Annotated in this window: 10 protein-coding genes; 8 read left to right on the top strand and 2 right to left on the bottom strand. The window is 52.8% G+C overall.

Translation table 11 applies throughout. The features are described 5' to 3' along the window. The first annotated feature begins 140 nt into the window (after nucleotides 1-140). From fhuA to fhuB, 4 genes are read left to right on the top strand one after another with little or no spacing between them, the layout of a single operon-like run. Nucleotides 141-2,327: a ferrichrome porin FhuA gene (gene fhuA / locus LZ634_RS11805; RefSeq protein WP_234505188.1), complete on the top strand. Its 2,187-nt coding sequence runs from the start codon at nucleotides 141-143 to the stop codon at nucleotides 2,325-2,327. Between the two features lie 48 nt (nucleotides 2,328-2,375). After that, nucleotides 2,376-3,173, top strand: a complete 798-nt coding sequence (fhuC, locus tag LZ634_RS11800; protein ID WP_234505184.1) for a Fe3+-hydroxamate ABC transporter ATP-binding protein FhuC — start codon at nucleotides 2,376-2,378, stop codon at nucleotides 3,171-3,173. Nucleotides 3,174-3,175: 2 nt separating this feature from the next. After that, nucleotides 3,176-4,063, top strand: coding sequence for a Fe(3+)-hydroxamate ABC transporter substrate-binding protein FhuD (gene fhuD, locus LZ634_RS11795; RefSeq protein ID WP_234505328.1), 888 nt, complete (start codon nucleotides 3,176-3,178; stop codon nucleotides 4,061-4,063). Beyond that, nucleotides 4,060-6,042 (top strand): Fe(3+)-hydroxamate ABC transporter permease FhuB, encoded by a 1,983-nt coding sequence (gene fhuB / locus LZ634_RS11790; protein ID WP_234505182.1) that lies wholly within the window; start codon nucleotides 4,060-4,062, stop codon nucleotides 6,040-6,042. The genes fhuD and fhuB overlap by 4 nt, the downstream gene beginning before the upstream one ends. Nucleotides 6,043-6,124: 82 nt before the next feature. Here the strand turns inward: fhuB and hemL are convergent, their stop codons facing one another. Continuing rightward, complete coding sequence (hemL, locus tag LZ634_RS11785) at nucleotides 6,125-7,405, bottom strand: glutamate-1-semialdehyde 2,1-aminomutase (RefSeq protein WP_234505179.1); 1,281 nt, start codon at nucleotides 7,403-7,405, stop codon at nucleotides 6,125-6,127. Nucleotides 7,406-7,576: 171 nt separating this feature from the next. Next, nucleotides 7,577-8,311 carry a GntR family transcriptional regulator gene (locus tag LZ634_RS11780; RefSeq protein ID WP_234505177.1) on the bottom strand — a complete coding sequence of 245 codons (735 nt, stop codon included), beginning with the start codon at nucleotides 8,309-8,311 and terminating at the stop codon, nucleotides 7,577-7,579. A gap of 465 nt (nucleotides 8,312-8,776) precedes the next feature. On the opposite strand from LZ634_RS11780, the gene tkt reads away from it, so the two are divergent. The 4 genes from tkt to LZ634_RS11760 are packed head-to-tail and all read left to right on the top strand — an operon-like array spanning nucleotide 8,777 to nucleotide 12,980. Further along, nucleotides 8,777-10,768 (top strand): transketolase, encoded by a 1,992-nt coding sequence (gene tkt, locus LZ634_RS11775; RefSeq protein ID WP_234505175.1) that lies wholly within the window; start codon nucleotides 8,777-8,779, stop codon nucleotides 10,766-10,768. 38 nt (nucleotides 10,769-10,806) lie between these two features. Continuing rightward, nucleotides 10,807-11,271: a PTS sugar transporter subunit IIA gene (locus LZ634_RS11770; RefSeq protein WP_234505173.1), complete on the top strand. Its 465-nt coding sequence runs from the start codon at nucleotides 10,807-10,809 to the stop codon at nucleotides 11,269-11,271. Nucleotides 11,272-11,304: 33 nt separating this feature from the next. Then, nucleotides 11,305-11,577, top strand: coding sequence for a PTS sugar transporter subunit IIB (locus tag LZ634_RS11765; protein WP_061282391.1), 273 nt, complete (start codon nucleotides 11,305-11,307; stop codon nucleotides 11,575-11,577). Nucleotides 11,578-11,615: 38 nt separating this feature from the next. Further along, nucleotides 11,616-12,980, top strand: coding sequence for a PTS ascorbate transporter subunit IIC (locus LZ634_RS11760; RefSeq protein WP_234505171.1), 1,365 nt, complete (start codon nucleotides 11,616-11,618; stop codon nucleotides 12,978-12,980). Nucleotides 12,981-13,071: the final 91 nt, after the last annotated feature.

Raw genomic sequence — 13,071 nt, 5'->3', positions numbered from 1 at the left:
TCATCTGTTTATTTCTTAACCCCTTAATTATGGTAGGGGCTTATATCGCTTGCTATGCGTCCATCGGCTGTCCTATCATGCTTGCGGTTATAATAATAATTCTCGTTTACGTTATCATTCACTTCATTAGAGATATACCAATGGCGCGTCCTAAAACTGCTCAGCCAACCCACTCGCTGCGTAAACTCGCAGTCGTAGTCGCCACAGCGGTTAGCGGCATGTCTGTTTACGCACAGGCTGCAGATAAACCGAAAGAAGAAACCATCACCGTTACCGCAGCTCCAGCGGTCCAGGAAAGTGCCTGGGGCCCGGCAGCGACGATTGCTGCAAAGCACTCGGCAACGGCAACCAAAACGGATACCCCGATTGAAAAGACGCCGCAGTCTGTTTCAGTCGTGACCAACGAAGAGATGCAAATCCATCAGTCTCGTTCAGTTAAAGAGGCATTGGGCTACACACCAGGCGTTGTTGTGAGTAACCGTGGTGCATCAAATACCTATGACTTCGTTAGTATTCGTGGTTTTACCTCTGTTGGTCTCAGCCAGAATAACTATCTTGATGGTTTAAAGCTGCAGGGTAACTTCTACAACGATGCGGTTATCGATCCTTATATGCTGGAACGCGTAGAGTTGATGCGTGGGCCAACCTCCGTGTTGTATGGTAAGAGCAACCCGGGTGGGATTATCTCAATGGTGAGTAAACGCCCTACCACTGAACCGCTTAAAGAAATCCAGTTCAAAATGGGAACCAACAATCTGTTCCAGACTGGGTTCGATTTTAGTGATGCATTGGATGATAACGGTGAATTTTCATACCGCTTGACCGGGCTGGCGCGTTCAACCAACGAACAGCAGAAAAGCTCAGAGTCCCAACGTTATACAATCGCGCCATCTTTCTCCTGGCGCCCGGATGATAAAACCAACTTTACTTTCTTGTCCTACTTCCAGAATGAGCCGGAAACAGGTTATTACGGCTGGTTGCCGAAAGAAGGTACCGTTGAGCCGTTACCAAATGGCAAGCGCTTACCGACAGATTTCAACGAAGGCGCGTCGAACAACAGCTATAGTCGTAACCAGAAAATGGTTGGATACAGCTTCGAACACGGTTTCAATGACACCTTCACTGTACGTCAGAATCTACGTTTCTCAGAAATGAAAACAGCACAACAAAGCGTATATGGAACAGGTATCGCTGCGGATGGGCATACGCTTAATCGTGGTACCGTAGTTGATAACGAACGCCTGCAGAACTTTAGTGTTGATACACAACTGGAAAGCAAATTTGCGACCGGCATGGTTGATCACACCTTACTGACGGGTGTCGATTTCATGCGTATGCGCAACGATATGAACACTAAATTTGGTTCTGCGCCATCTATTGATCTTTATAGTGGCTATACCCCGGAATATTTTGCTTTTGGAAGTTCTGAGCCATATCAGATGAACGAAACCAAGCAAACGGGTATCTATGTTCAGGATCAGGCCGAGTGGGATAAGTGGGTCTTCACCCTTGGCGGTCGTTACGATTGGTCACAGCAAGCGACGACAATTCGCGAGAACTCAACCACCCAGAGGGGATATATTGAGCGTAATGATCACCAGTTCACCTGGCGTGGTGGCGTAAACTACCTGTTCGATAATGGTATTACGCCATATGTAAGCTACAGCCAATCGTTTGAACCAAACGCATTCGATCTCTATAGCAAACCACGTATGGCTTTTGCGCCATCCAAAGGTGAGCAGTATGAAGCGGGTGTGAAATATGTGCCGAAAGATATGCCGATTGTTATTACGGCAGCGGCATACCACCTGACCAAAACGAACACTCTGACAACCGATCCGAACAACCCTACCCTGCAAGTTCCATCGGGCGAAGTGCGTTCTCAAGGTTTCGAATTTGAAGCGAAAGCGGCGGTTAACGCCAATATCAACGTAACCGCTTCGTATACCTATACCGATGCTGAATACACCAAAGATACGAATCTGAAGGGTAATAACGTTGAGCAAGTTCCTCAGAATATGGCATCTCTGTGGGGGGATTACACCTTCCATGATGGAATTCTGTCTGGCCTGACTCTGGGTACCGGTGGTCGCTTTATTGGTTCAAGCTACGGCGACCCTGCGAATACCTTCAAAGTGGGTAGTGCCGCAGTGATGGATGCGGTCGTGAAATACGATTTGGCTCGCTTCGGTATGGCGGGTTCCAGCGTTGCTGTTAACGTGAATAACCTGCTCGATCGTGAATACGTTTCTAGCTGCTTCCAGACTTATGGTTGCTTCTGGGGCGCAGAGCGTCAGGTCGTTGCTACCGCAACGTTCCGTTTCTAACCACCTCCAGGGCGCGGATTTTCCGCGCCCTTTAACATGTTGACGGTTATGCAGGACAACACAACTCACTCTGATACGACCTTTTCTCTGGAACAGGTCGTTTTTCGCGTTCCAGGCCGTACTCTGCTTCATCCGCTTTCCTTAACGTTCCCTGCGGGCAAAGTGACGGGTCTTATCGGCCATAACGGTTCGGGTAAATCCACGCTACTGAAAATGCTCGGCCGCCATCAGCCACCGTCAGAAGGCGATATCCTGCTGGATAGCCAGCCGCTGGAAAGCTGGAACAGCAAAGCATTTGCCCGCAAAGTTGCCTATCTGCCGCAGCAATTACCACCGGCGGAAGGGATGACGGTGCGCGAGTTGGTGGCCATTGGCCGCTACCCGTGGCACGGCGCATTGGGGCGTTTTGGCGTCGCCGATCGCGAGAAAGTGGATGAGGCGATAGCGCTGGTAGGATTAAAACCGCTGGCGCAGCGCCTGGTTGATAGCCTCTCCGGTGGTGAGCGCCAGCGTGCGTGGATTGCCATGCTGGTGGCGCAGGACAGCCGTTGCCTGCTGCTGGATGAACCGACCTCGGCGCTGGATATTGCCCATCAGGTTGATGTCCTGGCGCTGGTACACCGCTTAAGCGAACAGCGCGGACTGACGGTCATTGCTGTGCTGCACGATATCAATATGGCGGCGCGCTATTGTGATTACCTGGTGGCGCTGCGCGGCGGTGAGATGATTGCTCAGGGCACGCCGAATGAACTGATGCGCAGCGAAACGCTGGAAAAAATCTACGGTATTCCAATGGGCATCCTGCCTCATCCAGCCGGTGCTGCACCGGTAAGTTTTGTCTATTGATGATGGTTGATAATCGGATTAGCCGCCGTCGTTTACTGACGGCAATGGCGCTGTCTCCGCTGCTGTGGCAGATGCAAAAAGCGCAGGCCGCGCCGGTGAGCGCTGAGCGTATCGTGGCGCTGGAGTGGCTGCCCGTTGAGCTGATGCTGGCGCTGGGCGTGACGCCCTACGGCGTGGCGGATATCCCCAACTACCGGATGTGGGTCAACGAACCGGCGCTGCCGGAGTCGGTGATTGACGTCGGCTTACGTACTGAACCCAATCTTGAACTGTTGACGCAGATGAAGCCCTCGATGCTCGTTTGGTCAGCCGGTTATGGCCCTTCGCCAGAAATCCTCGCAAGAATCGCCCCAGGCCGCAGCTTTGCCTTCAGCGACGGCAAACTCCCGCTGGCACAGGCGCGTCGTTCGCTGCTGGAAATGGCGGAGATGCTGGACAAACAGGCGGTGGCGCAGCGCCATCTGGCGGAGTTCGATGCTTTTATCGATGGCCTGAAGCCACGATTTAAACAACGTGGCGACCGTCCGCTGCTGATGGTTTCACTGCTGGATCCGCGCCACATGCTGGTGTTTGGCCCTAACTGCCTGTTCCAGGAAATTCTGGACCGCCTGGGAGTGAAAAACGCCTGGCAGGGTGAGACCAATTTTTGGGGCAGCACGGCGGTCGGGATCGACCGTCTTGCGGCCTATAAAGACGTCGATGTGCTGTGTTTTGATCACGGCAACGCCGCGCAAATGCGTCAGCTTGAGGCCACGCCGCTGTGGCAGGCGATGCCGTTCGTCCGCGCTAACCGTCTGCAGATTGTTCCGGCGGTATGGTTCTACGGTGCGACGCTATCGGCAATGAACTTTGCGCGGATTCTGGATAATTCTCTCGGAGGCAAGGCGTGAAAGCGAAACTGTCGCCATTTGCCGCCATCTTGCTGTTAGTGCTGTTTGTTACTGCACTGACGCTGACCTGGTTTAACTTCAACATCGCGTTACCTAATAGCCAGTGGTTTAAGGCGATGCGTCAGCCGGATATTGACGCTATCGACCAGATGCTCTTCCACTACAGCCTGCTGCCGCGCCTGACGATTTCGCTGCTGGTTGGTGCCGGATTGGGCCTTGTTGGCGTGTTGTTCCAGCAGGTGTTGCGCAATCCACTGGCGGAGCCGACCACGCTTGGCGTGGCGACCGGCGCGCAGCTCGGTATGACCGTCACCACGCTGTGGGCGCTTCCGGGCGTTCTGACTTCGCAATTCGCGGCGCTGGCGGGGGCGTGTATTGTCGGTGCGCTGGTGTTCGGCGTGGCGTGGGGCAAACGCCTTTCGCCGGTAACGCTGATTCTGGCAGGGCTGGTGGTGAGCCTGTACTGCGGGGCTATCAATCAGCTGATGGTGCTATTCCATCACGACCAACTGCAAAGCATGTTCCTGTGGAGTACCGGGACGCTGACGCAGACCGACTGGAGCGTGGTGCAGCGCCTGTGGCCGCAGCTGTTGGGCGGTGTGATGCTGACCCTGCTGCTGCTGCGTCCGCTGACCCTGATGGGGCTTGATGACGGTGTGGCCCGCAATCTGGGGCTGGCGTTGTCATTAGCGCGTTTGGGCGCGCTGACGCTGGCTATTGTGATCAGCGCCTTGCTGGTGAATGCGGTCGGGATCATTGGTTTTATCGGCCTGTTCGCGCCGCTGCTGGCGAAAATGCTCGGTGCGCGGCGTCTGCTGTCGCGCCTGCTATTAGCGCCGCTGATTGGTGCGCTGATCCTCTGGCTTTCGGATCAGTTGATTCTCTGGCTGACCCGCGTGTGGATGGAAGTCTCTACGGGCTCGGTGACGGCGCTGATTGGCGCGCCTCTGCTGCTGTGGCTGCTGCCACGCTTACGCAGCATGAGTGCGCCATCGATGAACGCCAGCGATAGCGTGGCAAATGAGCGGCATCACGTGCAGTGGTTTGCGCTGGGCGGCCTGGTCATTTTACTGGCGGGCGTCGCTGTTGCACTGGCGCTGGGGCGGGATGCACAAGGCTGGCACTGGGCAACCGGTACGCTGCTTGATGAATTGCTGCAGTGGCGCTGGCCACGTATCGCATCGGCGCTGATTGCCGGGGTGATGCTGGCGGTGGCTGGCTGTATTATTCAGCGCTTAACCGGCAACCCAATGGCCAGCCCGGAAGTGTTGGGAATAAGCTCAGGCGCTGCGTTTGGCGTGGTGTTGATGCTGTTTATGGTGCCGGGAAATGCTTTTGGCTGGCTGTTGCCCGCCGGCAGCCTTGGCGCTGCGGTTACGCTCATCGTAATCCTCGTTGCAGCCGGACGCGGCGGTTTTTCACCACAGCGCATGTTGCTGGCCGGGATGGCGCTGAGTACTGCCTTCACCATGCTGCTGATGATGCTCCAGGCCAGCGGCGATCCGCGCATGGCGCAAATTCTGACGTGGATCTCCGGCTCGACCTACAACGCCACCGGTAAGCAGGTGGTGCAATCGGCGATTGCCATGTTGCTGCTGTTGCTGCTGGTGCCGATGTGTCGTCGCTGGCTCACTATCTTACCGCTCGGCGGTGAAACGGCTCGCTCGATTGGGATGGCACTGACGCCTGCGCGCGTCGGCCTGCTGCTGCTGGCGGCATGTCTGACGGCGGCGGCAACGCTGACCATCGGGCCGCTGAGCTTCGTCGGGCTGATGGCGCCACATATTGCGCGAATGATGGGGTTCCGCCGGACGATGCCACATATCGTGATTTCGGCATTGATTGGCGGGCTGCTGCTGGTGTTCGCCGACTGGTGTGGGCGCATGCTGATGTTCCCGTATCAGATCCCGGCAGGGCTGCTGTCGACCTTTATTGGCGCACCGTACTTTATCTACCTGCTAAGAAAGCAGAGCCGATAAAAAAGCCGGATAAGCATGCGCTTATCCGGCTTTCAGAGATAACTTTCATGTCTGCCGGGCCAGACCCGGCAAGTACGCTCAATTACAGCTGGGCAAATACCCGACGCGCCGCGTCGATGGTATTGTCGATATCTTCTTCGCTGTGGGCGATGGACATAAAGCCCGCTTCAAACGCCGACGGCGCCAGATACACGCCTTCATCCAGCATCAGATGGAAGAAGCGCTTAAAGCGCTCAACGTCGCACTTCAGCACGTCCTGATAGCAGGTCACTTCTTTTGCATCGGTGAAGAAAATACCAAACATGCCGCCCACGTTGTTAACGACCAGCGGAATGCCCGCATCTTTCGCTGCATCCAGCAGGCCTTGCGCCAGCTGGTTGGTCAGCTCGGTGAGGGTTTCATGTACGCCAGGCTGTGCGACTTCAGTCAGACAGGCAAAGCCTGCCGCCATGGCGATCGGGTTACCAGAAAGCGTTCCCGCCTGGTAAACCGGGCCGGTTGGTGCCAGCGCGTCCATCACGTCACGACGACCACCGAAGGCACCCACCGGCATACCGCCACCGATGATTTTGCCAAGGCAGGTCAGATCCGGCACCACGCCGTAATAATCCTGCGCACCGGCCAGCGCCACGCGGAAGCCGGTCATCACTTCATCTATAATCAGCAGCGCGCCGAACTCGTCGCACAGGGCGCGCAGGCCTGGCAGGAACTCCGGCTGTGGCGGGATGCAGTTCATGTTGCCGGCAACAGGCTCAACGATGATACAAGCGACTTCCTGCGGGAACTGCTCGAACGCCGCGCGTACAGATGCCAGATCGTTATAGGTGCAGGTAAGGGTATGTTTGGCGAAATCAGCCGGTACGCCCGGTGAGTTCGGCTGGCCGAGGGTCAGCGCGCCGGAGCCGGCTTTCACCAGCAGGCAGTCGGCGTGGCCGTGGTAGCAGCCTTCAAATTTGATGATTTTGTCGCGACCGGTAAAACCGCGCGCCAGACGAATGGCGCTCATGGTGGCTTCGGTACCGGAGTTCACCATGCGTACCATGTCCATGGTTGGCACCAGTTCGGTCACCAGCTTGGCCATGGTCACTTCCATTTCGGTCGGCGCGCCGAAACTCAGGCCGCGCTCTGCCGCTTCAATCACCGCATTACGGATGGCGGGGTGGTTGTGGCCCAGCACCATCGGCCCCCAGGAACCGACATAATCGATATAGGCTTTGCCATCGACGTCATACAGATACGCGCCGTCCGCACGTTCGATAAACAGCGGCGTGCCGCCAACGCCGGTGAAGGCACGTACCGGCGAGTTCACGCCGCCGGGAATCAGTTCACGCGCAGCGCTATAGAGATTTTCAGATTTGCTCATTGCCAGGTTCCTGGTTCGTGAAAAAAGTTTTGCCCGGTATTCTAAATTATTACGCGGAGGTTATGAAATTTTTGGCAGTTGTAGCGTAAATGAGGCGCAGGATTGACCGCATCTGGCTTCGAGGGGCAGATTTAGCGCCGTGGGGAGATTACCGTGCAGGGAGAGCCCGCTTTATGAGCGGCTCGAATTCTGTCGCAGGGGGAAAATCCGCGTGTTAATGATGGCGATATTGACCTCACAGGGCGTGCCATCATCGAGATAAACGGTTTCATCAATTTCCATGACCGCATCATTCTCTTTGAGATTCAGTAAATTAATGATGTCTTCATCCATCAAATTAATGGACGTCAAGTTCTGATCCCTGCGCTGGACCTTTTTCCCGGTAATACTTTCGATATAACTATATTTGGAAATTTCGAGCTGACTTAATTCCATGCTGGTGAACATATTCACGGGTAAATGGATATGTTCCAGCGCCACGGGAATATCATCGAAACACATCAGTCGTAGTATTTTATAAATCTGGTCGCTGTTTTTAATGCGTAATGACTGTGCCATTTCAGGCGTAGGTACTTTCATTATGCTGAATTTAATGACTTTTCTAACGCCTTTGTGACCATTCTTCTGGGCCTGGTAATCAAAAGGCGACAGCGCATGAAACCTTCCTGAGTGATTGCTTTTGCCGATTGAGCCGACGAATAATCCAGAACCTTTCACGCGATAAATTCGCTGCTGCTCGATTAACAGGCGCGTAGCTTCGCGCACCGTCGCTCGCGTGATGCCGATATTTTTGGCAATCGCAATCTCGGTGTCTAGCTTATCTCCGGGTAAAAGGTTGTCCGTCGTTATTTTCCTGAGAATGTAATCGACTACCTCTTTTTGCTTCTCTGTGATGCCATCAACCATCGACTTTGTTCCTAACCAATGTGAGCGCGAACGCCGCTGAGTCCTATTTACATGTATGCCTGACTTTGTTTTCTATCGACTAGACAGTTCACGCCATATTGTGAGCAAGTTAACGAATTTGATCTTACAAATGCCGCATCTCGATAAAATCCATTTTTGCATATTGTATCTGGACACGTCTATGTGCATCATCAAGATGACTAGACAAGTGAAACATGTATAGACTTGTTTTTTCTGCTGGTAAGAATGCAGTAAGAAAAGAAGAAAAGTAAGCAATTAATTGTATTTTAATGTTTATTTTTTCTTTTTTTTGCCCGTGATGACGTAAGTGGCGTCGGTAGGCATGCCTGACCAACACAATGATAAAAATGAAGGTTTCGCGCGACATGTCTGTTCATGCTGCTCTGGGGAGAAAACCCAGAAACATGATTCTTGAACGTATAATCCAGGTTAAGAGAGAGACGTATGAGCAACAGAAAGCTAGCGAATGCCATTAGGATCCTGAGCGTCGACGCGATTCAAAAAGCCAACTCCGGCCACCCTGGTGCGCCTATGGGGATGGCAGACATCGCCGAGGTTATCTGGCGTCACCACCTTCGCCACAACCCTAAAAATCCGCAATGGTTCAACCGCGATCGCTACGTGCAGTCGAATGGCCATGGTTCGATGCTGGTTTATTCTCTGTTGCACCTGACCGGCTATGACCTGAGCATGGATGATATTCGCGAATTTCGTCAGCTTCACTCTCGTACGCCTGGGCACCCGGAATATGGCTATACACCGGGTGTTGAAACAACCACCGGCCCGCTGGGGCAGGGGGTCGCAAACGCCGTGGGGATGGCGATTGCTGAAAAAGCGCTGGCCGCTGAATTCAATAAACCTGGTTTTAATATCGTTGACCATCATACCTGGCTGTTCCTCGGCGACGGCTGTTTGATGGAAGGTATCTCTCATGAAGCATGCGGCCTTGCAGGAACGCTGGGGCTGGGTAATCTGATTGCCGTCTGGGACGATAATGGCATTTCTATCGACGGCCACGTGGAAGGCTGGTTCGCCGAAGATACCGCCGCCCGTTTCCGTGCCTACGGCTGGCATGTCATTGAAGGAATTGATGGCCACGATTCGCAGGCTGTTGATGCCGCCGTTCGGGAAGCCAAAAGCGTCACCGATAAGCCAAGTCTCCTATGCTGTAAAACCATTATCGGCTTCGGCTCGCCGAATAAAGCGGATAGCCACGAATGCCACGGTTCGGCGCTGGGTGCCGATGAAGTGGCGCGGGTGCGCGAGCAGCTACAATGGCCACACCCTCCTTTTGAAATTCCTGCTGATATTTATGCTGCGTGGGATGCCACAGAAAAAGGGGCTCAGATTGAGCAGGCATGGGACGACCTGTTTACCACGTATGCACAACAGTGGCCTGAATTGGCCGCCGAGTTTACTCGCCGTATGAAAGGGGAACTGCCTGCAGAGTGGGCCGGGAATATGCAGCAGTACGTGCGTGATTTGCAGGCCAATCCGGCTGCGCTGGCAACACGCCAGGTCAGCCAGAACTGTTTGAATTTCTTTGCCGATACGCTTCCGGAATTGATGGGTGGCTCAGCGGATCTGTCTCCGTCGAATCTGACCCGACATCAGAAGTCCGTCGATTTTAGCGCCGCAAATGCGGGCGGGAACTATATCTCCTACGGCGTCCGGGAGTTTGGCATGTCAGCCATTATGAATGGCCTGGCATTGCACGGTGGTTTTATCCCTTACGGTGGTACCTTCCTGATGTTTATGGAATATGCCCGTAACGCATTGCGCATGGCGGCGTTGATGAAAATCCGCTCGGTATTCGTCTATACCCACGACACGATTGGTCTCGGCGAAGATGGCCCGACGCACCAGCCGGTTGAACAACTGGCTTCACTGCGCCTGACCCCGAATATGGAAACCTGGCGCGGATGCGATCAGGTGGAAGTCGCGGTCTCCTGGCAACAGGCGATTGAGCGTCAGGATGGGCCATCGGCGCTTATTCTGACCCGCCAGCCGCTTGCTCAACAGCCGCGCAGTGAGGAACAACTCAACAATATTTCCCGCGGGGGATATGTGTTAGTGGACTGTGAAGGTGTTCCGGAATTGATATTGATATCCGCAGGTTCTGAGATTGAACTGGCCGTTGCTGCCGCTCGGACATTGCAGCAGGAAGGTCGTCGGATCCGCGTGGTTTCCATGCCTTGCACCGAACGTTTTGATAATCAGGATGAGGCATATAAAGAATCTGTCTTACCGAAGCAGGTTCGTAACCGCCTGGCCGTTGAAGCCAGTATTGAAGGGTTCTGGCAGCGATACACCGGGCTGGATGGCAAAGTTATCGGCATGAGCTCATTTGGTGAATCTGCGCCAGCCAGCGTCCTATTTAAATACTTTGGTTTTACGAAAGAGAATGTGACGCAAACTGCACGCAGCATGCTTTAGTCGCTACTTTTTATCATTGAGAACAATAGGTAATATCCATGTCAACATTATCCAACTGGCTGAATAAAGACAAAGTTCAGTATGTGAAATCAGTCGCTGACTGGAAAGAAGCGATCCAGATTGCGGCTCGCCCGCTGCTGGCAGAAGGCGCAATTTCACCGGCCTACGTTGAGTCGATCATCAAACAAAAAGAAGAGATTGGGCCGTATTTTGTCATTGCACCGCGAATTGCCATGCCGCATACGCGGCCGGAGCATGGAGCAAAGGCTCTGGGTCTGTCGATTGTGAAACTGGGTCAGGCGGTGGAATTCCAGTCTGAAGATAACGATCCGGTCGATGCGATTTTCATGTTCTCGGCACCCGACAGTAATAGCCATATTGAAATGATTTCGCAGTTAGCTGAAGTGCTCTCAGATGATGAGGTTATGCAGCAAATTTTTAGTACGCAAAGTGCAGAAGATTTACAGGCAATTTTACTCGGTGAAGCGTCAGCTTCTTGTTAAATATACCCTAATCGAAAAAATATGAGGTCTATTATGAAAATTATGGCGGTATGTGGCTCAGGTCTGGGTAGCAGCTTTATGATGGAAATGAACATCAAGAAAGTGCTGAAGAAAATTAATATCACGGCTGACGTCGAACACTCTGATTTGGGGTCAGTGACACCGGATGTTGCTGATGTATTTGTGATGGCGAAAGACATCGCTTTTAGCGCCAATTTGCCCGCAGATAAAGTTATTATTATCAATAACATTATCGACTTAAACGAAGTTGAACAAAAAATAAAAGACTACTTTGATCAGCACTAATTAAGTGGGCAATAAAATACCCTGCTACAGAGGTTAATATGTTTGTTCAAAACTTTTTACAGCTTATTGTCGATATCATGAAGGTGCCATCAATCCTCGTCGGATTGGTGGCTCTGTTTGGCTTAGTTGCCCAAAAAAAATCGTTCCCTGATGTGATTAAAGGGACCGTTAAAACGATTCTGGGCTTTTTGGTGCTATCCGGGGGGGCTTCAGTCCTGGTGGGTTCGTTATCACCACTAGGTGATATCTTTAAGCAAGCCTTTGATGTACAGGGTATTATCCCGAACAATGAAGCAATGGTATCCATTGCTCTGGAAAAATACGGTGCACCAACCACGCTAATCATGGCGTTTGGTATGGTGGCAAACATCGTTGTTGCTCGCTTCACCCGACTGAAATACATCTACCTCTCCGGGCATGTGACCTTCTACATGGCCTGTATGGTGGCCATTATTCTTTCTGTCGCCGGTTTCGAAGGCGTGCAGCTGATTTATACCGGCTCGCTGGCCCTTGGCATGCTGATGGCATTTTTCCCCGCCATTGCGCAGCCTTACATGCGTAAAATTATCGGTAGCGATCAGGTTGCTCTGGCACACACCGGTACGGTTGGCTACGTTCTTTCTGGATGGATTGGTTCCGTTGTTGGTAAAGGCTCCAAATCTACCGAAGAAATGAACATGCCTAAGAACCTGAGCTTCTTACGCGACAGCACGATCTCAATATCGCTGACCATGATGATCATTTATTTGGTCCTCTCTATTTCAGCCGGTAAAGAGTATGTCGAAAGTCATTTCAGTCATGGTCAGAACTACCTGGTTTATTCATTTATCCAGGCAATTACCTTTGCGGCTGGGGTATTTATTATCCTGCAGGGTGTGCGTTTAATCCTGGCTGAAATCGTGCCTGCGTTCACCGGCTTCTCTGAGCGCCTGGTGCCAAACGCCAGACCCGCTCTGGATTGCCCGATTGTCTTCCCGTATGCGCCTAACGCGGTGCTGGTTGGTTTTATCTCCAGCTTTGTTGGCGGTCTGGTGGGGCTGTTTATTCTTGGGCAGCTCAAATGGGTACTTATCCTTCCGGGCGTAGTTCCTCACTTCTTCTGCGGTGCAACGGCTGGTGTGTTCGGTAATGCGACTGGCGGTAAACGTGGGGCGATTATCGGGGCATTCGCGCACGGTATTCTGATTACGTTCCTGCCTGTTGCGCTGATTCCGGTACTGGGTGCGCTGGGCTTAACCAACACTACCTTCTCCGATACCGATTTCGGCGTCGTTGGGATTATCCTTGGCAACATGGCGCGTTTTATGACGCCTGGCACGATAACCATGACCATTACCGGTATTTTCGCACTCCTCGTGGTCTACAACTTCCTGGGCAAAAAGAAAGTTGTAGTAGAAGAGTAGTCAATTACGCGGGTTAAAATATGCCTCCTTCGTGGAGGCATATTTCATTTAAGCGCCTATCTTATCTGGTGCAGAGATCGAATTATTAGGG

The organism is Kluyvera intermedia, from assembly GCF_021440345.1.
GTDB classification, from domain to species: domain Bacteria; phylum Pseudomonadota; class Gammaproteobacteria; order Enterobacterales; family Enterobacteriaceae; genus Kluyvera; species Kluyvera intermedia_A.
The sequence above is the reverse complement of the archived record's forward strand: the minus strand, read 5'-3'. Positions and strand labels throughout refer to the sequence as shown.

Bases quoted from the DNA above. Each gene is read 5' to 3' on its own strand.
- fhuA (WP_234505188.1), top strand. From the start codon at position 141: ATGGCGCGTCCTAAAACTGCTCAGCCAACCCACTCGCTGCGTAAACTC.
- fhuC (WP_234505184.1), top strand. From the start codon at position 2,376: ATGCAGGACAACACAACTCACTCTGATACGACCTTTTCTCTGGAACAG.
- fhuD (WP_234505328.1), top strand. From the start codon at position 3,176: ATGGTTGATAATCGGATTAGCCGCCGTCGTTTACTGACGGCAATGGCG.
- hemL (WP_234505179.1), bottom strand. From the start codon at position 7,405: ATGAGCAAATCTGAAAATCTCTATAGCGCTGCGCGTGAACTGATTCCC.
- LZ634_RS11780 (WP_234505177.1), bottom strand. From the start codon at position 8,311: ATGGTTGATGGCATCACAGAGAAGCAAAAAGAGGTAGTCGATTACATT.
- tkt (WP_234505175.1), top strand. From the start codon at position 8,777: ATGAGCAACAGAAAGCTAGCGAATGCCATTAGGATCCTGAGCGTCGAC.
- LZ634_RS11770 (WP_234505173.1), top strand. From the start codon at position 10,807: ATGTCAACATTATCCAACTGGCTGAATAAAGACAAAGTTCAGTATGTG.
- LZ634_RS11765 (WP_061282391.1), top strand. From the start codon at position 11,305: ATGAAAATTATGGCGGTATGTGGCTCAGGTCTGGGTAGCAGCTTTATG.
- LZ634_RS11760 (WP_234505171.1), top strand. From the start codon at position 11,616: ATGTTTGTTCAAAACTTTTTACAGCTTATTGTCGATATCATGAAGGTG.